At 41.4% G+C, this 20,152-nt stretch carries 27 protein-coding genes and 1 pseudogene; 20 read left to right on the plus strand and 8 right to left on the minus strand.

Going from position 1 to position 20,152, the window contains the following annotated elements; translation table 11 throughout:
- Nucleotides 1-152: 152 nt before the first annotated feature.
- From K7J14_RS07075 to K7J14_RS07100, 6 genes are read right to left on the minus strand one after another with little or no spacing between them, the layout of a single operon-like run.
- Nucleotides 153-599 (minus strand): DUF3788 family protein, encoded by a 447-nt coding sequence (locus tag K7J14_RS07075; RefSeq protein WP_230754802.1) that lies wholly within the window; start codon nucleotides 597-599, stop codon nucleotides 153-155.
- A 30-nt stretch (nucleotides 600-629) separates the two neighbouring features.
- Nucleotides 630-1,049, minus strand: a complete 420-nt coding sequence (locus K7J14_RS07080) for a hypothetical protein (RefSeq protein WP_230754804.1) — start codon at nucleotides 1,047-1,049, stop codon at nucleotides 630-632.
- Nucleotides 1,050-1,097: 48 nt separating this feature from the next.
- Nucleotides 1,098-1,541 carry a Gfo/Idh/MocA family protein gene (locus K7J14_RS07085; RefSeq protein ID WP_230754806.1) on the minus strand — a complete coding sequence of 148 codons (444 nt, stop codon included), beginning with the start codon at nucleotides 1,539-1,541 and terminating at the stop codon, nucleotides 1,098-1,100.
- A 59-nt stretch (nucleotides 1,542-1,600) separates the two neighbouring features.
- Complete coding sequence (locus K7J14_RS07090; RefSeq protein ID WP_230754808.1) at nucleotides 1,601-2,548, minus strand: phosphotransferase family protein; 948 nt, start codon at nucleotides 2,546-2,548, stop codon at nucleotides 1,601-1,603.
- A gap of 24 nt (nucleotides 2,549-2,572) precedes the next feature.
- Nucleotides 2,573-3,382 carry a class I SAM-dependent methyltransferase gene (locus K7J14_RS07095; RefSeq protein ID WP_230754810.1) on the minus strand — a complete coding sequence of 270 codons (810 nt, stop codon included), beginning with the start codon at nucleotides 3,380-3,382 and terminating at the stop codon, nucleotides 2,573-2,575.
- Between the two features lie 17 nt (nucleotides 3,383-3,399).
- Nucleotides 3,400-3,831, minus strand: a complete 432-nt coding sequence (locus K7J14_RS07100) for a cysteine peptidase family C39 domain-containing protein (protein WP_230754812.1) — start codon at nucleotides 3,829-3,831, stop codon at nucleotides 3,400-3,402.
- 108 nt (nucleotides 3,832-3,939) lie between these two features.
- On the opposite strand from K7J14_RS07100, the gene K7J14_RS07105 reads away from it, so the two are divergent.
- On the plus strand, nucleotides 3,940-5,142 hold the full coding sequence (locus K7J14_RS07105) for an IS256 family transposase (RefSeq protein WP_230752658.1): 1,203 nt from the start codon (nucleotides 3,940-3,942) through the stop codon (nucleotides 5,140-5,142).
- Here the strand turns inward: K7J14_RS07105 and K7J14_RS07110 are convergent.
- Together K7J14_RS07110 and K7J14_RS07115 are read right to left on the minus strand one after the other, a co-directional pair.
- A complete protein-coding gene (locus K7J14_RS07110; RefSeq protein ID WP_230754814.1) occupies nucleotides 5,121-5,351 on the minus strand; it encodes a hypothetical protein in 231 nt (76 codons plus the stop codon). The two genes, K7J14_RS07105 and K7J14_RS07110, sit on opposite strands and share 22 nt — an antisense overlap.
- Before the next feature lie 118 nt (nucleotides 5,352-5,469).
- Nucleotides 5,470-6,150: a class I SAM-dependent methyltransferase gene (locus tag K7J14_RS07115; protein WP_230754816.1), complete on the minus strand. Its 681-nt coding sequence runs from the start codon at nucleotides 6,148-6,150 to the stop codon at nucleotides 5,470-5,472.
- A gap of 426 nt (nucleotides 6,151-6,576) precedes the next feature.
- On the opposite strand from K7J14_RS07115, the gene K7J14_RS07120 reads away from it, so the two are divergent.
- The 19 genes and pseudogenes from K7J14_RS07120 (at nucleotide 6,577) to K7J14_RS07205 (ending at nucleotide 19,924) form a co-directional block, all read left to right on the plus strand.
- Nucleotides 6,577-6,945: a hypothetical protein gene (locus K7J14_RS07120; RefSeq protein WP_230754634.1), complete on the plus strand. Its 369-nt coding sequence runs from the start codon at nucleotides 6,577-6,579 to the stop codon at nucleotides 6,943-6,945.
- 257 nt (nucleotides 6,946-7,202) lie between these two features.
- Nucleotides 7,203-7,499 carry a hypothetical protein gene (locus tag K7J14_RS07125; RefSeq protein ID WP_230754637.1) on the plus strand — a complete coding sequence of 99 codons (297 nt, stop codon included), beginning with the start codon at nucleotides 7,203-7,205 and terminating at the stop codon, nucleotides 7,497-7,499.
- A 270-nt stretch (nucleotides 7,500-7,769) separates the two neighbouring features.
- Nucleotides 7,770-8,531 carry a ParA family protein gene (locus tag K7J14_RS07130; RefSeq protein ID WP_230754639.1) on the plus strand — a complete coding sequence of 254 codons (762 nt, stop codon included), beginning with the start codon at nucleotides 7,770-7,772 and terminating at the stop codon, nucleotides 8,529-8,531.
- A 14-nt stretch (nucleotides 8,532-8,545) separates the two neighbouring features.
- Nucleotides 8,546-9,289 (plus strand): ParB/RepB/Spo0J family partition protein, encoded by a 744-nt coding sequence (locus tag K7J14_RS07135; protein WP_230754641.1) that lies wholly within the window; start codon nucleotides 8,546-8,548, stop codon nucleotides 9,287-9,289.
- The gene (locus K7J14_RS07140) at nucleotides 9,286-9,621 is read left to right on the plus strand and encodes a hypothetical protein (RefSeq protein ID WP_230754643.1); all 336 of its coding nucleotides are present in this window, start codon (nucleotides 9,286-9,288) and stop codon (nucleotides 9,619-9,621) included. The genes K7J14_RS07135 and K7J14_RS07140 overlap by 4 nt, the downstream gene beginning before the upstream one ends.
- Before the next feature lie 9 nt (nucleotides 9,622-9,630).
- The gene (locus K7J14_RS07145; RefSeq protein ID WP_230754645.1) at nucleotides 9,631-10,458 is read left to right on the plus strand and encodes a hypothetical protein; all 828 of its coding nucleotides are present in this window, start codon (nucleotides 9,631-9,633) and stop codon (nucleotides 10,456-10,458) included.
- Nucleotides 10,459-10,508: 50 nt separating this feature from the next.
- The gene (locus K7J14_RS16370) at nucleotides 10,509-10,724 is read left to right on the plus strand and encodes a hypothetical protein (RefSeq protein ID WP_408033976.1); all 216 of its coding nucleotides are present in this window, start codon (nucleotides 10,509-10,511) and stop codon (nucleotides 10,722-10,724) included.
- Nucleotides 10,725-10,799: 75 nt separating this feature from the next.
- Nucleotides 10,800-10,973, plus strand: a complete 174-nt coding sequence (locus tag K7J14_RS07150; RefSeq protein ID WP_230754647.1) for a hypothetical protein — start codon at nucleotides 10,800-10,802, stop codon at nucleotides 10,971-10,973.
- Between the two features lie 320 nt (nucleotides 10,974-11,293).
- Entirely contained in the window at nucleotides 11,294-11,692 is a 399-nt protein-coding gene (locus tag K7J14_RS07155) for a single-stranded DNA-binding protein (protein ID WP_230754650.1), read from the plus strand.
- Nucleotides 11,693-11,705: 13 nt separating this feature from the next.
- Entirely contained in the window at nucleotides 11,706-12,224 is a 519-nt protein-coding gene (locus K7J14_RS07160) for a thermonuclease family protein (RefSeq protein WP_230754652.1), read from the plus strand.
- Nucleotides 12,225-12,454: 230 nt separating this feature from the next.
- A pseudogene (locus K7J14_RS07165) lies at nucleotides 12,455-12,540 on the plus strand.
- Nucleotides 12,541-12,654: 114 nt separating this feature from the next.
- Nucleotides 12,655-13,008 carry a hypothetical protein gene (locus K7J14_RS07170; protein WP_230754654.1) on the plus strand — a complete coding sequence of 118 codons (354 nt, stop codon included), beginning with the start codon at nucleotides 12,655-12,657 and terminating at the stop codon, nucleotides 13,006-13,008.
- Between the two features lie 4 nt (nucleotides 13,009-13,012).
- Nucleotides 13,013-14,215 (plus strand): hypothetical protein, encoded by a 1,203-nt coding sequence (locus K7J14_RS07175; RefSeq protein WP_230754656.1) that lies wholly within the window; start codon nucleotides 13,013-13,015, stop codon nucleotides 14,213-14,215.
- Nucleotides 14,216-14,217: 2 nt separating this feature from the next.
- The gene (locus tag K7J14_RS07180) at nucleotides 14,218-15,468 is read left to right on the plus strand and encodes a DUF3363 domain-containing protein (protein ID WP_230754658.1); all 1,251 of its coding nucleotides are present in this window, start codon (nucleotides 14,218-14,220) and stop codon (nucleotides 15,466-15,468) included.
- A 51-nt stretch (nucleotides 15,469-15,519) separates the two neighbouring features.
- Nucleotides 15,520-15,807 carry a hypothetical protein gene (locus K7J14_RS07185; RefSeq protein ID WP_230752607.1) on the plus strand — a complete coding sequence of 96 codons (288 nt, stop codon included), beginning with the start codon at nucleotides 15,520-15,522 and terminating at the stop codon, nucleotides 15,805-15,807.
- A 73-nt stretch (nucleotides 15,808-15,880) separates the two neighbouring features.
- Entirely contained in the window at nucleotides 15,881-18,031 is a 2,151-nt protein-coding gene (locus K7J14_RS07190) for a type IV secretory system conjugative DNA transfer family protein (RefSeq protein ID WP_230754660.1), read from the plus strand.
- A gap of 1 nt (nucleotide 18,032) precedes the next feature.
- Nucleotides 18,033-18,458 (plus strand): ribbon-helix-helix domain-containing protein, encoded by a 426-nt coding sequence (locus K7J14_RS07195; RefSeq protein WP_230754662.1) that lies wholly within the window; start codon nucleotides 18,033-18,035, stop codon nucleotides 18,456-18,458.
- The gene (locus K7J14_RS07200; protein WP_230754664.1) at nucleotides 18,458-19,477 is read left to right on the plus strand and encodes an ATPase, T2SS/T4P/T4SS family; all 1,020 of its coding nucleotides are present in this window, start codon (nucleotides 18,458-18,460) and stop codon (nucleotides 19,475-19,477) included. Before K7J14_RS07195 ends, K7J14_RS07200 begins: the two co-directional genes overlap by 1 nt.
- A gap of 120 nt (nucleotides 19,478-19,597) precedes the next feature.
- A complete protein-coding gene (locus K7J14_RS07205; protein WP_230754666.1) occupies nucleotides 19,598-19,924 on the plus strand; it encodes a TrbC/VirB2 family protein in 327 nt (108 codons plus the stop codon).
- Nucleotides 19,925-20,152 lie beyond the last annotated feature (228 nt).

Raw genomic sequence — 20,152 nt, forward strand, 5'->3', positions numbered from 1 at the left:
CCGTTTATCGATTCAATCTTGTTAAACCAAATTTTATGGTCGACTCCCCAGCCGTGAACGAAAACAATGGGTTTCCCTTTGCCGATGATGCGATAATTAATCGTAGAACCGTCCGAAGCGCTGAATGATTTCATTTTTCCATATCCTTTCTCTCATATCGACTTTCGACGTGCGAAATACATGCCGATTTTATACTGAATTACTTCTTCAAAATCTTTCATTATCAGCTTTTTATCAAGTCGAAACATGAAAGGCTTCGATTTCCCGACATTATTGCAACTACTGAACTCTTTCTTTGCATCTTCGCTTATGTCCAACGCTACTATGTTTCCGACAAGTCTTTCAGGAAAATACACCGTAGCTTTCATAAAGCCTTTCCATGCAGACATCCAGACGATCGTCTTCTTTCCTTTTACCACTTTGCATAGCCATGCCTTTCCGTCCCTATAGTATCTCCATTCCGGTTTTAATCCTGACTTATCGAAAAGCAACAACGCTTCCAGATATGTAGCGAACGAATCGCCGAGAATCTTTTCCAATACCTCGTTTGTCGGATAGATCGACGGATCAATCAGTTCAATAGTATTGATTTGTTCCATTTTATTGGTTCCTCTTTTAAGACTTTCAAATTACTTCTTGAGCATATCTCTGCACTTGAATGCCAGATTTGCCGAATTATACATCGATTCGATATCGAAATTCGCCGTGTTCTTGACGGCAATTCCGTTGATGATATGCTCAAGTTCATACTGATACGGATCATAATCCCCAATGTCCAAAGTTCTTTGTCCGCTGTTGTTTGAATACACCATCTTAAATTTAGGACAATCGACAAAGGACCAATCCAATGTTGCCGATCCGTTTTTGCCGGACACGGAATGCCTTGTCGTAAACGGATAATTGTCGTGCATATTGGTGCTCCCGTCGATTGTAACGATCGCTGATTCGTATTTGAACACGAGCACGCAGTCGTTTTGCTGATTGTTCATACATTCGACGGACAAGGGCAAGCCAAGCAACTGAACAGCCGCATCAATGTCCTGAGCCATGGGGTTGTTCACAATGTCGTTACTGGAAAAAACCGAAGAACTTTTTCTTTAAATGCTTAATGAGCGAATCTCACCGATTTCATCAGTTTTTGAAAGTTCGAAAAAGTATTTATACTGGCTTTGAAAGCGCGAATAATATGCTCCTGCGCAAGCTTTACCGCTTTTGCGGCTTGCTTTCCGTAGTTCGTCGAGCTCTATTTTATTAGTGCATATCGGGTACTCGATGATGACGTGTTTTCCAGCCTCCATGCATCGGCATGCGATTTCCGAATGCGTTTCCGTCGGCGAGCAAATATCTATAACATCGATATCTTCATCTTGCAATAATTCCTTAATAGATCCGACGAATTCGACATTCAGCTCTTTTGCCAGAAGAGATGCTTTAGCAGGCGTTTTTGCAGTTATGCCGCAAAGGGCGCATCCCGGAAGGTTGCTGATTATCCGTGCATGCATGGAACCCATATACCCTGCGCCTATGATGCCAATATTCATACTGTAAACCTCGACATTAATGATGAACCCGACAGCTTGCTTTTTTATTGAACCGAAGATCAGATCGATGCTGTTATTTGCTGCAGGGTTTTATAGTACGATTCGAAAACATTCTCCAGGAATGCTTTCTCTTCATTGTTGATCTTAATTTCTTCGTCCATATTGAATCTCATGCCTTTCTCCGCCATAAAGTCAATGCAGAAAACCAGAATATAGAAAACCAGCGCCTGCTCTTGAATCTCGCAGGGTTTCTCCAGTTCCTTCCAGTATTCGACATATTCCAAGTCGGCATGCATGCAGAGCAGCGACATTGTCGTCAACGCCAACGCGTAAAGCCGGTCGCCGAAGCAAATCCAGTCAAGATCGATAATTCCCGACAATCTGCCTTGTTCTATTAATACGTTCTTAGTCGTTGCATCGTCGAAAAACGGCTCCGGCTTTATTCCGTCGAAATACCCGGAAAAATAAGGCAGAAAGCTTCTAACGCGACGGATATAATCCGTTGAAAAGATTTTATTTTCCGCTATGCGGCGTTCCGATCGTCCTATATGGTTTTCGACTACGTCCCTCCAGCTTTTCTTCAGATTGTCTTGATCTTCATATGAATGAAGAAAGCCGTAGCCCTTTGCGACAGGCAAGGTTCTCAGAGCATTCTGATGACGATGCAGCTCATGAGCTATGGTTTTTTTTTGCTCGTTCGACAACCCGTCGTACGCTAAGCCCAAGTCCCTTCCGGGAATATAGGACATTATGAAATAACAAGGGCTCGTACCGGAGTTCGCCGAAACAATTTTCGGTATCGGCAATGCAAGAGATTCAAGCTTCTTCAGCCAATATATCGATCCGTCGATTAATTCTTTCGTTTCTGAAATTTTCAAAACATACTTGGCATCGTTTATTTCTATCGTATACACATAAGCGGCTATGCCGACGCGATTTCTTTTGACAGAATCGGGAAGGGCGTTGAATTCCTCCAGGCAAATATTTCTTATAACTGTTTCGTTCAATCAGTCCTCCGCTGCAGATAATCGCTAATTTTTTCTCGCCTTTACGAAAATCACATCATTGCTGGTAAAATCATTCTTTTGAACCAAATCCATTTTAATCTCTTCTACGCTGAACCTATTATCCGTTAACAGCCTGGTTATGCTTTCTTCGGTATACATTGTATCCCATGTGATAAACTCTTTCGTCTTGGTTCCCTCCAGGATTACATTGCGCGTGCCCCATGCATTGGCGTCTTGAAAGTACTTGCATTCGTATAAGATATAATGCGGATTTTTTGAAAAAAACCCGTTCGAATCGCAACGGCTCCATTGCTTCTCTTCTTTTTTTGCGGCGCTTAAATTGTTCGAGAATACATCAAATATCAAGATTCCTTTCTCGCACAAGCTGTTTGACGCGTTTTTCAAGAATATTTTCTGTTCCTCGTTTGTTAACGCCCCGAAATCGCAATAAATGCACATTGCCGCATCGAAATTCCCCTGAGGCAATTTTTGTAAATAGCTTTGACGGTAATACCGAATTTGCAGGTTTTTCTTCTTTGCCGACTTTCTTGCATACAGTATCGATCCTTTTGATATATCAACCCCCGAGACCGCATGTTTTTTTTGAGAAAGTCTTTCGCAATACAGCCCGGGACCGCAGCCGAGATCGATAATCGACGATTTCTCCGGTATTACGCTGTCGATCCATTCTACGGTTGAATCAATGGTTTTATCGTTTCTTGATGCGGCATCGTTAGTCGCATCAAGATGGAGCTTAAGCATTTGCTTGGCGATATGCCTGTCTGTCCATAAGAAATCCTTGCTCCGCTGATAGAGCGATAAGCTGTTGTTCATTGCAGACTCCTTTTATTCTAGTTTCTCAGTTTGCTTTTGGCGAGCTTAATATCGTCAGGAAATACTACCAGCGCGCTTCGTTCCGTCCGTATTCTTGGACGGCTGAGCATTGCGTTCCAGTATTTATCAAACCTTTCATAAGGCAGTACTAATCTTCGGCCGTTTGTATCATTAGCGTAGAATGCTTTGATGTTCCGATCATAGCCGGTTAGCGCAATCGCATGGGTCTGATGTTCATTGAGGCTGATAAAAGCAACCATAAAAATGCCGTTCGCCAATAAATATTCTGCTTCTTCGTTTTTAAGATGCTGAAGAAACTCGTACTTGAAACCGTATGCGTCGCATACTCTATAAAGCCCTTCGAGATCGTTTCCCAATGTTTTTATCGCGCTTATGCTTGAACCCGAGCGCTTCCATGTTTCATCTTTATCAAACGGATTGCTGTGCAAGCCCTTATATTCTGGTTAGTGTACAATTCTTTCTGTAAATTGGGTTGAAAAAAGCAGGCCGATCGGGCTCAAATGGTAAGTGACCAAACCAACCATAAGGAGAACCCGATGGCCTACGAATCAGAATATACACTTTTGGAGCAAGTGATCCAGATGCTGGCAGCGAATGGGGACAATAAATTTTCTCGTGTTATCGAAGTGGTCGTCAATGAGGCCATGAAGATCGAGCGAGCAAAGGCTCTCAACGCCGAACCATATGAACGCACGGAAGAGCGTACTGGGCATGCCAATGGATTTAAAGACAAGACGCTCAATCTTGCGACCGGGAAAGTCCTCTTGAAAGTACCACAAGTTCGCGGGATGGAGTTTTACCCCAGCTGCATCGAGAAAGGCATGCGCAGTGAGCGTGCTCTCAAGCTCGCCATCGCCGAAATGTATGTCAAAGGAGTAAGTACCCGCAGGGTCTCGGATATCGTCGAAATTCTTTGTGGCACCGAAGTCAGCTCGTCCCAGGTCAGCAGGCTGGCAAAGGAGCTCGATGAAGAGATTACGTCTTGGAAGGCGCAGCCTGTCGGACAGATTCAATACTTGGTACTTGATGCGACCTATGAATCGGTGCGCGTCGGTTCCCAGGTGGTCAAGCAGGCTCTTCTAGTGGCTATTGGCGTTGATTACAGCGGGAATCGGCATATTCTTGACGCCGAAGTCGCGAACAGTGAGGCAGAGGTAAACTGGCGTTCCTTTCTCGAGGATCTCGTACGACGAGGGATGCACGGCCTTCGAATGATCACCAGTGATGACCACTCAGGACTTCGCGCTGCAATCGATGCTGTCTTCCCTGGAATTCTGTGGCAACGCTGCCAGTTTCATCTGCAGCAGAATGCCCACTCCTACGTCACGAAAAAAGATGACATCCCGCTGGTAGCCGCCGATATTCGGAAGGTGTTCAATGCGCCTGACCGCGAGAATGCAGAACGATATTTGCAACAGCTCGTTGAAAAATATCAAAAAACCCATCCGCGTTTAGCGGCTTGGGCCGATGTAAATATACGGGAAGGATTGAGTGTATTCAACATCCCTGAAAATCACAGGAGGAAGATGCGAACATCGAATCTGGCAGAACGCCAGATGAAGGAGATTAACAGGCGAACGAAAGTAGTGGGTGTTTTCCCGAACGCCGAGAGTTTACTTCGCCTTGCGGCTTCTATGCTGATCGAACAAAACGACCAGTGGCAGAATGACAAACGGTACTTGCCTGAGTCAACCGACCGACCTGCTTTGAACGAAATTTACAGAAAAAAGGTTGCATAATCATATTCTGAAAGAATCATTGCAAGCGATGTAGTTGCGCAAGAGTAGCTGTCGTTTTGATTGATAAGAACGACATCATGCAATGCCTGCGCAGGAATCTTTTTCTCGTCAATGTTTTTTAAGCTTATTGAATCATCATTTTCATTCGAGCAACCGAAAACCAGCATTCCTGATAATGCCAGGAATGCATAAAAATCGGGCTTTATCATATGTACTCCTCTTCAGAAACGGACTTCTCTGCATTTGCCTAGCCTGCAATCCGCTCATCGGTACGCAAAGGACGGCACCATCAATGTCGGATCGTAGCGGTTTGCGAACGAATGCTGTTCAGCTTCCTAAGGTCCAAATTCCGGTATACTCTTTTATGATTGTTTTATTTTCCTTTTCTATTTTTTCTTCCATTCCCTTTCCGAAAAAAGATCCCAGAATATGCTTTGCCTGATCAACGCTATCGAATTTATAATCAGTTCTTATTATCGTTTCGCTGAAACCGTTTTTTTTTAATTCGCTATAAAAGCGATTCAACTTCTCTGTAGGAGGTTTCGCATAGTCGACAAACGTCCCCATGGTTTCTATCCAAATGTTTGTTTTGGCTATTTTTTTACAGTCGCTTATTAATTTTGCAATCCAGAAATCGCTGTTTTCTTCGTCGGATATTAAATGCCCGAAACTCCAGCCTTCTATTAAAAAGTCGTAATTATCGTGTATCTGCTCTGTATTCTTGTTGTCCAGTATCTTGAATTCGGCTTTATCGCTGTATGCGCTGATGTTCTCGACCGCTCTGCTTATCATATGCTCTGAAATGTCGAATAAACTTGCCTTGCGGATTTTATCGGCATACATTCTTGTCACGCGGCCGGTGCCTACGCCGAGCTCGCAAACTGTTTTATTCGCAAAATCGAAATTCTCGGACAGGAATTTTTGCAAGTTTTTCTCATAATCTTCATGATTGATAAGCTGGTCGTATAAATCGTTTTGCTGTTTGTATATCTCATACATTTCATTCATATGCTGAACAGTTCCTTTTTAAATAATCAAACTTAATAACGCTGATCGCGTTTTTATCAGCCTATGTCCTCAAATCTGATAGCAGCTTTTTTGAGCTTTGAGTAATATGCAACCTTCTTATCAAGAATTTTCGCGTTGTATATATATTTTTCAAGTCCGTTCCATATAAAAAACCAGGACGGTATCAGCATGAATTCCTTAAAATAGTTTAAATCATACTTGTCAAGATACATAGTAATCTCTCAAAGACACCTGATAACATTACCTCTATAGGGTCAAAGGAGTATTAAACCCCTTTGATTCGTCAGTGTTGATATGCATTATCCGAGCTGTTGCATATCCACATTGTGGATAAACCGGAAACGGTTACCCCACTGAAGTCGCTCGGGTTTCAGTGGGGGTTTTTATTTCCAGAGGTATGGAGAAATGAACGAGATATATCCCGAGGATATCCGCTTTTCACCTGAAGAGTCAAAAAAAATAATTTCTGACCTTTATGCGTACGCCTTTAACTGTCCTCGTGACGCCCGCAGTGAAGAATATAAAGCTGGTTTTCGCGCTGGCGCATTCAATACCCTTCTTTTGCCCAAATATAAGCACCTATCAACCACATCCTCATTCCCAAAAGGGTCTTGTCAGTTAGATGCCTGGTACTCAGGTTATGACGAAGGACAAAGGGCTGCCCATTCCTTTCAAATCAACTACGTAGAAAGCATTCAACACAATGAACCAGTCCCGACCATTAAACCAGAGGAGGGATCAGGCGAACAGGAAGTTTCTTTTAGCTTCACTTGAAGCTAATTCTTTGCTACTTGGAAGCGGCCTACCGTTAATCGGTACGGCGTCGGGTTCGTAACCGACCTACCTTCACCATGTTTCGGCTGGGAAGAGAGAATTTTGGGCGTATCGCTCTTCTATCGCAAATTTTGGAGAGAAATTTGTGATGGCGAAGCTATGCCTGAGTCAAACGAGGTTATCGAGGTTTTATTGGGTCGGAGATACGAATTATATCCGCCTAACAAGCGGTTAACAAATAACTTTAGGAAGTATATATGATGGAAAAGGTTTATCCAAAGGACATACGGTTTAACCCGCTTTTTGCAAAGAATATAGCTTCCATTTTATTACCTGATTCTTTTAGTAAGCCCCGTGATCCTCGAGGCGAGGATTATAAAGATGGATTTCAGGCAGGTGCCTTTAACACACTTCTTCTAGATAAGTACAAAGATCAATTCATTAAACCTCCTTTTTCAAAAGAATCTTGTCAACTTGATGCTTGGTTTTCTGGATATGAAGAAGGGCAAACCGAAGCCCGGTCTTGGCAGATTAATTATTTAGATTCTTTTTAGCTTCAAGGTTATTTCATCTGGAATGTCAAGGAAGAAAGTAAAAGGAATAGTCCTTCACTTACAAATTTTGGAGAGAGATTTGTGAAAGTGAAAGTATATCACAGAAAATTGCATACGGTAGCGGAAAGGTTTCCGGGAGAACAGAAGTCAGGAGCTCTCCACTTCAAATCTGTGCTCTACAGGGGTTCGACTCCCCTGTCTACCACTACCGGAAAATTAGCTTCATGTGAAGCTAATTCCTAGGAAAACATGAGAAAGGAGAGCTCACGTATGAAAATCGTATCTTTTGTATCAACCAAAGGTGGAGTTGGGAAATCTTCCTCCACCATTTTAATCGCAAATTACCTGGCTGCTGTCGGCAAGTCGGTATTGGTAATTGATACCGACTACAGCAATTCAACGACATTGCATTATCTTGAAAGCAAAGCCGGGTTGCGGGGGAAAGGGTTTTCTCAGGCCGTAAAGACTGGTCGCCTTACAGACAATATCGTTTCCACCCAAAATGAGAATATAGAGATAATTCCTTCAAACAGTGACATTGAACACCTGATATTGAAGGATGATCTGGTTCTTTCTCGTCTTGTGGAAATGGAACATAAAGAACTATCTCTCTATGACTACATTCTCCTTGATACGTCCCAGGGATTTAATTCCACGATCAATAACGCAATCTATGCGTCTGACCTGATTTTAACTCCGGTACTATTGTGCCAGTTCGACATGATTTCATGTCTTACTTTGCAAAGTAAGATTGTGGAAGCCGAGAAAATGTCTTCCTGGGGTCTTTTTTTTAATGGTGTTAATCAATACGCCCAAAATAAAAACTCATCCCATTATCAGTACATATCACTCTACAAAAAGACATTCACCCAGTGCCTTAACATTTATCTGCCTAAAACATCTGCGGTAACAAACCGCATTGACCGGGATCAGAAGATTACCCGTAAAACAAGCGAAAAGATTTTTGACGGTGTCGCTTCGTTAGTCGAAATAATCACCGGAGAGCCGGTAAGCGAACCAGTTGCTTTCTAAAGAAGGAAAAGGAAATGAAGCCATTAACCATACTGAAAGACGAGAAAAAGCTTGACCTTAATAATTCCGGGCGTGTTCTGTTGGCACGTCTTATACCACTTACCGAAATTAAGCTCCAGAAGGAGTTCCAGGAACTGTTTCCGCTTATTCCTGGTAACGTGGAGAAAATAACGCAACGAATCATGGAAGGCGGATACGATAATTCCCAACCGGTACATATATGGAATTTCAATGGGAAACACGTCCTAATTGACGGACATCATAGGCGGGAAGGCGCTCTTCGTGCCGGACTCCACGAAATCCCTTGTTTCTTACACGAGTTTTCTTCTATTGACGATGCGCTTGAATATGCCATAAGTCTTCAAACTGAAAGGCGCAACCTTTCAGATGCGGAGCTTATGAGAGCGCTTAAAGTAGTGGATTCTCTTAAAACACGAGGACGTGGGGCAACGGGTGACGGAAAATCCGCTGCACGTTCGGCAGAGGTTCTGGGTATTTCCACCTCACGGGTTGAGAAGACCCGCATGGTGGAAAAATATGCTACCGATGAAATCAAAAAACAGATCGAGTCAGGTGAACTCACGCTTAATAAAGCGTATCACCTCGTTCGGGAAACAATGACCGAATCGACTGGTAGGAAGAGTAAGGATAAGAAGCCTTCAAAAGAAGTCATACAGATTATCACTACTATTCAGTCATTTCTTACCTCTGGTGATATTGAAGGCCTTTCATCGTATGTAAAGGAGTACGGGATATGACTAGCGTAAAAAAGAGCGAAACGCGCGGACTGTATCGTTCTCATGATAAGAAGCTCGTCTATGGTCAGGTCGATACCATCTTGTTACATCCTAAGATGTACTTTTCAAAGAGAAGACTTTCACGGATGGCTCCTTACCAGATTTTTACTGGAGTAGGTTTTGTCTGTACCGTCCTTGATGATCGCCTCCAGGCAGATACTTGGTTTTTCAAGGATAAAAAAAGTCTTAATAGATTTATGCGGCAAGTTAAGGACAGCCTCCATTGTATTGAAGAATGTTTCTATGCCTCCGTCGTACAGCAGAATACAGAAGACCCATTTCAAAATAGGTAGGTGGAGGTAATGAACCAAGATAGAGTAAAAGAAATACTGTTATTACTTGCCGATACCAAAAGAGATTTCACTGTTATTTTTACTGGTAAGAAAAGCAAGAAAGTAAACGGGCTTTATAAACCTGATACGGCAGAAATCTTTCTTCATAACAAGAATTTTTCTCAGGATAATCAGCTACTGTATACGGCGATCCATGAATACGCTCACCATCTTCGTGTCGAATCGGGAACATCCTCTTCTCGTGCACACGATATTGCATTCTGGTCTCTTTTTAACACGCTTCTTGATGATGCAGAAACAAAAGGAATATACCAACGCATACGATCTGCATCCATACAGAAGAAAATAGATGAGGCTAAAGCCTTACAGCATGAAATACTTCTCCTTGAACAACGTTTAGGGGTATTGCTTCAGGAAATCCACGAAACAAGCGAAAACGAAGCGATTAGATATGAAGATATTATCCAGCATGATCTGCAACTCTCCCTTGTAACGGTTAAGAAAATGTGTGCTATAAGTACACTGCCAGCTCATAAAGTTGAAAACCTCTCACTCGATGCAGCGCATGTTCTGATTTCCAACAAGGGAAATGACCAACGGGTAATCGGTGCAATTGAATCTGGTAAAAGCATCGCTCAAATCAAAACCACTACTCAATCTCAATCAACGTCACGAGACGAGGAACTAGAAAGGGAAAAGAGGCGTATTGAAAAAATAATCACCGCTTTGAACGAAAGACTCCGTAAAATCATTAATGAGTTAGGCGAAATGAATGGAATCAATGCAGGTGAAGCTAGTCACGGAAAAATCTATGCGGAAAGGATTATGAAAGAATGAATAGTAGGAAAAGGCATTCACCCTTAACAAGACAAAAGATTTCTCTTGCCATGAAAAATAGAGTTCTGTCGTCTTCATGGAAGGTTAATGTTACAAGAGCAATTATCGAACAGTGGGCAAAAGCAGTCATATGTAATGAAACGGGAAAGACCTTTGAAAGTATATCAGAGGCCGCACGATGTTACGGTCTAGCTCCTACGCAAGTATCTCGGGTTTGTCGTGGTATGCGAAATAGTGTTCACGGTCTTACTTTTTCATTTCTATAATCAATAAGCTTCATGTGAAGCTAATTTAGTTTCACTTTTTAAAACCATAAGGAGGACAAATTGGAGTCAAAACTGATGAAAGCGATTACGGCGCTGGAAAGCGCAGGGTTCCAGGTAGATCGAGCCATTGAAGAGGATGGTCGTGATGTAGGAATCACCGTTTCAGGAGAAGTTGCGTATCAGCATATCAATGTAATAACAGCAAAAACCGGCGCGATCGTCATACGATGCACGCCGGTGAAAGGCTAATTAGTCTTTCAATTCAAGAAAGTCCTGAAAGACTTTAGCAGCAGCTACAGTCTGCTTTACAAGGTTTTAGAGACTTCCTTTTGTTAAATCATACGTTGTGCCATTTGCTTCAGCCATTGCATTCACCAAATTTAAGATTTGTTCTGATGAAATTATTTGAGCCATGTTTTTTCTCTCCGGGGGATTGGTATTTCGCCCTGCATACGCGGGGACGGTGTAGCTGCCTTTGAGTATACCACGCCTCCGGAGGTTTCTTTGAATCACAAGTTCGTGAATTAGCTTCTCTTGAAGCTAATAAATCAGTACGGAGGTTTTTGAAGATGGGCGATTTAAATCATGTGACTCTTACGGGACGTGTAGTGAGAGATGCAGAACTGAAACGCAAGGGCGCTAATCTAGTGATGTGCGAGTTCTCGCTTGCGAATAATTATTCAAAGAAAACAGGGGAGACCTGGTCAAAAAAAGCAAACTTTTTCAAGTTGGTGGTGTTCGGAAAAATGGCAGAAGGTCTACATCCTTATCTCAAAAAAGGTGCACTCATTGGTATAGAAGCTGAACTGCGACAAAATCAATGGGAGCAGGAGGGTAAGAAATACTCAAGCAATGAACTAATCATAAATGAAGTTCAACTTCTCTCTAGTCCAAAAAAAAGTAATGAGGCTCCTTCATCATCAGATTATCCGGCTGAAGAAGAATCTTTCCTTATGGATATTTACTAACTGAAGGTAATCAATGAATTCTAAACTACTAAGGAATCTATCTCTATTTTTATGTATATCATTTACTTTTTTTTCATGTGAAGTCGAACTTCATGCTGAATCAAATACATGGTATGAAGCAAGGGTAACAGCCGTTATTGATGGAGACACCATTCAGGTGCAGTTTACTGGAGAAGATTGCCCTTCTGGGTGCCAGTGGAATGAAAGAGTACGTCTTGTTGGTGTCGATACTCCGGAGCTTTTCACAGATCCTCCTGAGTACTATGCAGCTGAAGCACGAGCCTATACTAATCAAATCTATAGACGAGATGTTCTACTTGTATTTGATTCTGTCTCAGCCAAAAAAGATAGGTATGGAAGAGTTCTTGCCTATATTTATAAATCCTTTGATTCACCTTCAATTAATGAACAACTCATCCTCAATGGGTATGGATATTACTACGATTTATTTTCTTTCGATCCAGAAAAAATGAATGATTTTCAGAACGCAGAAGATTATGCCCGATTAAATCGGGTAGGTCTTTGGAGATAACTATAAGGAGTGTATTGAAATGAGTAAAGAATGGATTCGTGGTTATGGACAACGTTATCGACACATGGTCGTGCGAACTGAGGTTACGCCTCACTATAAAAGGACTCATTTTGCATGTGGGAAAACAACAGATTACACGCTTGATTGTGTTTTTGAATTAACAGAAACCGCGAAATGCCCACTGTGTCTTGATTTCGAACGAAATAATGTAAAAGCAATTTAGTTTATATGGAAGTGTAGTGATGAGTGGTCATCAGAATGTCATGCGTTCGTGCCGTAGTCAGTCGCATCATAGGTTCGATTCCTATCACTTCCGATAGCCCGTATGGGTGAAAAACTACGTGCCGGTTGCACCGGTGTTTGAGTTCAGCTCGGCCGGGAGGAAGCGGAAGACCTCCCGGCGTTTTTTATTAATAAAGAGGACGTAGTTATGAAAAATACAGTACTTGGTTTTTCACAAGAAAAGTTACTTGAATACAAGCTTAATATTTCTGAGATTCATATTCTTCAGTGGTTTGTTGATTGTATCGTAGGTCAAAAACTCATTCAAACACCGTTAACAAATAATACACCGTATTACTTAGTTAGGTATCAATACGTTATTGATTCATTACCACTGTTGGGTATTCATAATCCACGGGTAATCGCTCGTCATTTTAATGCACTCTGTAAATGCGGTTTACTCGATAAAAAAATTGAAAAAAACAAAGAAGGCACTTCTATTTACTTTTCATATTCAAGGAAAAAGATAGTCGAACTTCTTTACTCTGACTTGAAGGAATAATGCAATGATACATACATTTGATACTGAAGTTGCTGAATTATTCCATGATGCCAATATTGCAACGATTTTTCAAAATTTGTGTTATTGGATACTCCATAATAAGACAAATGATAAAAATCAAAAGCTGATAGAAATTAACGGTTCTCTTGTTAACCGTTACTTCACATATAATAGTATTCAAGCATTTGTACAACAATTTCCATATTACTCAAAAAAGCAAATAGAAACCTATCTCAATAAACTGCGCGACCGGGGATTGATTGTTAAAGGGAATTTCAATGATAAGGGTTTTGATCGGACTAGTTGGTATTGTTTAGTAGATGAGCAGTATTGGATTGACAAGTATTTAGGAGTATCAAAAAAGCCCTCTACACCACTACCAACAGATGAAACACCTCAAAAAGATGACACAGAAGATTCATTTAATCACTATTCAAATAGCGAAACACCAGATTGCTTCACTGAATCAATCGATACTGCTTCATTGACTTGTGAAAATGAGACTACTAGTGTTGAAAATCTCCAATCCTTCCATTTCCCCAAACGGGGAAATGCATTTCCCCAAAACGGGAAATCCATTTCTCCAAACGGGGAAATGCATTTCTCCAAAACGGGAAATCCATTTCCCCAAACGGGGAAACCTATACCAGATATAAACTCATATCCTAAACCAAATAATAAACAAAATACTGCTTCTGCTATTCGTACTACGTTGCAAAATCTTGATCCAACATTGATTTTGGATTCTGAGTTTTATCCCGCAGCAGCAGATTTTCTTAATCGTTTCAGAGTAGGAGAAGAGTACTTGATTTGGTTTTATAACTATCTCAAAAGCTCCAAGCGAATAAACAACTTCTCAGGGTACTTCTTCACTGTGTTCTTTCGAGAGGTCTATATTCAGCGCTATCAAGCGCAATTACTCACTAGTAAGAAAGCACTGGACGAGAAAAAGGACCTGCTCAAAGAATATTTATGCCCTGTCTGTGGTAATCATGAGCAAATCACACAGGCAACGCGCTCTTGTTCGGAGTGTGATTCTCCAATTGACCCAGCAGTTGATGATATACCACGACTCAAAGCATTGTATCGAATGGACGATGAAACTAAGGAGCTTTATATTTCTGCTCGCTCGCAAGCGCTTCGATCAGGAGGAAATGTTAGTGATAAACTCAGAGATCTCGATCGACACTTTGGGCTTGTAGGCTAGATATGGCAAAACACTTTATTGGTGTTGAAGATTATGAGATTAGTCCAACCTGGAAATCGCCAAGGAAAAAAAGAAGTAGTCTTGCACTCGGACTGACTGCTCTATACGTACTTCGGAAGTACCGCGCAGGGAAGAAAAGTAGTTCTGGTAGTGGTGGAAGAAAATATGGCACAAGAACTTCGATAGATACTCGACAGAGATGCACAGTCAAAATGCATTACTCGAAGAGTATGGAGGCACATAAAGAGCAAATAAATCGGTATTTGGTGAAGGAAGGGAAAGGGAAAGATGGTAACGCACCGACCCTATACGGTACTTCAGAGGTTGAGTATAGAAAAAATATGACAGACAAGAATTTTCGAATATTTTTGAGTCCTTCATCAAATAAGGTTCCACTTGAAACTCTTGCAAAGACCTTCATCGCTTCCCTTGAATCTCAAACAGGTTATTCACTATTCTGGGTAGCTGCAAATCACTATGATACAGCCCATCATCATGTACACCTTCTGATTAATGGGAAAGATAAGGATGGAAAGGATGTATTCATCCCTCCCGATGTGGTTAAGACTTTTATGCGTGAGAATGCACGGAACATTTGCACATCGTTAATTGGATCTCGCACGAAGGAAGATATGGCCTTGGAACGTAAAGGACAACTTACTGCGAATCGGTATACCATCCTTGATGACAAAATTAAAGAACAACTTACGGACTTCAAGATTGTTCCACGTTTAACTACTCGAGATGCTGAGAGTATAAGTATGCGACTTACGCATCTTCAGGCGCTACATCTGTGTAAGTTCAAAGATGGTCAATACATATTTGTTCCCGAATGGGAATCATTACTACGAACGAATGGTCGATATAATGCTTTTCTTTCTGCGCGAAAGACACTTGTACATACAGAAGAACAAAATCTCAATCTCTATGATGCCTCCCAGGGAAAGGTCTCTGGTATTGTGACAAAGATATTCAAAACAGATGAAGTATCAGATAATCATGCACTAGTTCTTGAGTCTATCAATGGGAAGGCATACTTCATTCCGCTTTACTCAAGACCCAGGATTTCCGGAGGACAAATAATTGAAGTTATTCCTGAAAGAAATCAACGAGGTCGCCTAACCCCGACAATGAATAAGAAGAGTCATACCGATTTGCTCGTAGAATGTGAACAACATGACTATAGAAAAGGATATGCCGTCTCTGTGCGAGGTAACGCACAAGGACGCGAAGGACCTGAGAAAACGCTATAAGTATGGTATACTTAGGGCTTATAATAATTGAAGAGAAAAGGAGCAGCAAGCATGGAAACTAAAGCACGATTTCTACAGTACACAGACAAGATTTGCCGTGATGAGGACGGAAACATTCAAGACGAAGATGTTTTATTTCCAAAAATGATCATGAGGTTTAAAAATGGGTTGCTAGACGGTGGTGAAGAACCCGGAATTTCTTGTACTGATGGTCATCTTGAATACTGGAAAAATGGAAAGCTTCATGCTGTTGGTCGCCCAGCAGTAACAACTATTCGTGAAGATGAAGATGGCAATATTTATGAAGAATACTGGGAGAATGGAATTCGTATCTCTTGATTTTTACCCAAAAGACTTGTAATGTAAAAAAGAACCTTCTTTGTTTAGCTGAACTCAAACAAAAGAAAGTGACATGGCTACAAACTCATCAGAATTCCTTCGCGGAAAACCGACTAGTGGGAACCGTGAACAACTGTTCGCAGCGGTTAATAAGATATGCGCATTTATTATCATATTTGCCGGGTTATGGGTTTCAACTCAGTATTTCGCCTTCCTTATCGGCTATGATCCTTTACTCATTGGCTATCCTTTCATAATCATTCGTGAAGAGTGGCTTAATGGCGGATCATATCCATTATATGAGCCCTGGAAGTATCTGCTCTGGCTCTTTGCATTCTTTAAGGATGCAGAACTAACCTATCTATTAAAGAAAGCCTTAGTTCCCTGGCTTGCGGTCTCCTTTTTTGCCGTAATCCTCTACACGGTCATCACCTATTTCCGTGGATTCAGACAAGCGGCTGAAAACATCTTTGGTACGGCTCGATGGGGTAAAATAAAGGATTTAAAGAAAGAAGGACTTTTAAGGAATGATACTGGAATTGTTATAGGCCAGTTAGTAAATGCTGATGTATCTGCAACTCTTAATAAAAAGGAAGGCTCTGTTTCATTACATCTGAAAAAACCATCTGAACTTATTACACAAGTTGGAATTACAAATGTGTTACTTGCAGCTCCAACAAGATCTGGTAAAGGTGTATCAACTGGCATTTCGACAATATTGTTCGATGATAAAGAATCAATGTTTATACTAGATTTCAAAGGCGAGAACTTTGAAAAAACTAGTGGTTATCGGTCAACTCTTGGTCCAGTATATCGTTATTCGCCTATTGATACATTAGGGCATAGTTTCAACCCCCTCATGGAAGTCCCGGGTGGAAAAGATGCTTATTCATATGTCAATCTTATCGCTGATATAGTTCTAACCCCTCAAGCAGGGAAGTCAAATAGCGACGCAAATACAGAACATTTCCGGAAGGCTGCTGTTGCCTTTTTGACAGGAGTTATCTTTCATGTAATTGGGTCTGACTATCCGGATAAAAGTCTGCCTGGTGTATATAAGTTTTTGTCCTCAGTTAATCCTGATAAACCAGAAGACGATACGTATCCTCTAACTCTTATGATTAATGGAGTTCATTGTGATCAAGAAGTACATGAACGTGTCGTTACAGCCGCAGCAAATCAATTAAAGCGTAGTGAGAAAGAAAGATCAGGCGTCTGGTCAACTACAATCAATGGTTTAGAGGTCTATGACGATTCGTATGTGCGCGAATGTTCAAGAAGCCATGATTTTTATTTGGATGAGTTTGAGAAAACAGATAAACCGATAACTTTGTACTTTATTATGGAATACGGTCATGTAGAACGATTGGCTCAGATTATACGTATATTTGTTATGCTTATGATTAGAAAATTTTCCGCAGGTAAAACAAGTCATGGGAAACGTAAAATGAAAATACCCGTTTTACTTGTACTTGATGAGTTCGATAAACTTGGAAAATATAACGAACTTCAACAAAGCATGGGAATTCTTGCAGGATACGGACTTCATTTTTTATTGATGATTCAATCATCGAGTCAACTTGTAGATATCTACGGAAAGAATAATCAATTTTTTGCTCATTGTAAAAATATAATAGTTTATGCACCAGGTGAAATAGAAAGTGGAAGAATCGTTTCTGAAATGATCGGAAAAGAATCGATTTGGAAATCGAGTACGTCCACGAGCGGCACCCGTTTCTCGGTTGGGCTTGATAACCTGAATATCTCGGGAAACGAGCAAGAGAGAAACCTTATAAACCCGGACGAAGTGATGAAGTTGCCACCCGACCAATTTATTCTTCTTACGCAAGGAAGGCCTCCTTATTTGGGAAAAAAATGCGTCTATTACGAGCAATCACCCTTCAAGAATCGACTGCTTCCTCCTGCCTTCACAGATAAAAAAGGTGCAATGAAACAATGTGCCCATAATGTCGTGCGGAATTCAGGCCGGCGCTGGTTCGATCTTCCCCTGTTTACCTGTCTTGAGAAGACCTCTGAAGTTGTTGTTGATGAACGCTTAATAGATCCATGGTTTACCAATCGAATCAGAGATAGTGAAGTACAGAAACTAGCTTCACAAGCCGCAGAAAGCGAAGCTCCTTCTGATTCTTTTTATGCAGATGTTCCGGATGGCTCTCCTCTAATCCAGGAAGAGACATACACCCCAAATCTTATAGGACTATAATATGGATGTAATTTCGTCGACAGGTGAAGTTTCACGATTTCGTCTTTCCCGGGAACAAAAGAAAGAAATCGATGCGTATTGCGCCCGGCATCGCATTGAATCGCGCTCTGAGTTTTATCGCTTTGCTATTTCGCAAGCCCTCCGCCCGGAGATTGAAGATCCTGACTTAATATTTGCATCATTAAAGCATCTACATGATACAATGAATACTGTAGCCCGCCAGCAGGAAGTTCTTTTTAGCTATATCACATTTCTCGCAAGGCATTTCCTTTCATATCATGCAGAAATTCCAAATGAGCTAAAAGAAGCGGCCTCTATCTCAGCTGTTGAGCGCTTTGAACGTGTTTTCAAGAGCTATCAAGCAAGTCTAAAAAACTCTCCGTCCATGTTTGAATCTCTCCTTGCTGACTTCTTTGAGGAACACTAATGAACGCCGACGCCCAAAAAGAAATACGGGAAAGACAGTTAGCAAATCTTTATGGTGAGCTAGAAAGTCTTCTTCCTGTCTTTGAGAACAAGGAGCTGACCGACATTTTCATTTATGGCGATGGAAGTGTTCGGGCTGAGCATTTTCTTGAAGGGCGAATCGATGCAGGAATACAGGTTAATGAAACCGCACGATATAACATCATACATTATCTCTCTGCAATGGCAGATTCAAGCATTGATACATGGTCAAATCCTACCTTAGAAGGAATCCTTCCCGGCTATAATTTTCGTGTGACAGCAGTCATTCCACCATGGGTTAAATCCCCGGAGATCACCTTCCGCAGACCTCCGGTAAAGATATTCTCTTTAGAAGAGTATCGAGACACAGGACGAATGACAGACATGCAATATAAGGAGGTCGTAGCGGCAATAGAAAGGAAAGATAATATCCTCATCGGTGGAGGGACAGGATCAGGGAAGACAACCTTTACGAATGCGTGTATCAAGAAAATGAGCGAGTTTACTCCTCATGACAGATTTCTGATTATAGAAGACACTCCAGAACTACAATGCCATGCAGAAGACCTTACGCAACTATACATCAGAAAAGATCAAGCAGCTTTGGCTGTTCGTTTTGCTCTTCGTTGGTTTCCAAAAAGAATCATTTTTGGAGAACTTCGATCTGGCGATGTTGCAAGAGAACTCCTTGAATGCTGGAATACTGGACATCCGGGGAATGTTACCACCATTCATGCAGACTCAGCGCAATCAATGCTTACTCGTTTCCGTGGAATGCTTTCTGAAGTAATTACAGGAACACTTCCTGATGTAAGTGAGACGATACAGGTGTGTGTGCATCTCAAAAGAAAAGCAGGTTTCGGACCCATGGTAGAAGAAGTTCTTCATACAAGGCAGATTGCAAAGCTTCTCGATACCATAGAGAAACAGCGATCAAGCGAAGCATTTGTAATGAGTGAGTATAACGATTATCTCCATGCGACGCTCAATGCTGAATAATACCTAACAGCAGAACATGAGTATCCCTGGACTCATACAGAAGGAGGAAAGAGACAGAAACAACAACCATTGATCCGAAGAGAACGAAAGAGAGCTGAACTCAAACGTACATTTGGAGAAATGATGAACGAAAAGCGTCTTGAGAGAAAACACATGATTTTGTGCCAGATTGCATTCTTACTGGTACTTGGTGCCGGACTATATGCGCAAAGTACCGTTGTGATTCCAGGTGAGGTGCAGACTACCCTCGAAGAGGTTCGTAATGCATTTACTGGAGATCTTGCCCGTATTCTCGTTGGTATTTTCTTTGCCGGAAGTTGTATTGCATATGCGTACAACAAAGACAATGAAAAGATGAAAGCGAAAATGATTGCGGTTATGATCGGCTCTGGACTTCTTGCGTTATCACAGTCAATTGTTGATAACGTGATGAAAATGGGCTCCTAACATGACTGTTCGGGATTATTCTGTTACGGTGCACAGGTCACTTATGCAGCGTGACCTTGTACTGGGTATTCCCTCGATGGGGATGCTCATTCTATTGCTGTTAGGTGTATTTACTATGTATATCCTAAAGCAATACTACTTTGGTGTCATAATTGCCGCTTTGTACATTGCAATGCGAATAATGACAAAAAAGATCCCTATCTTATCGACATTCTCATCGAACACGTC

The sequence above is a fragment of the Teretinema zuelzerae genome (genome assembly GCF_021021555.1).
In the GTDB taxonomy this organism is placed as follows: Bacteria; Spirochaetota; Spirochaetia; order Treponematales; family Treponemataceae; genus Teretinema; species Teretinema zuelzerae.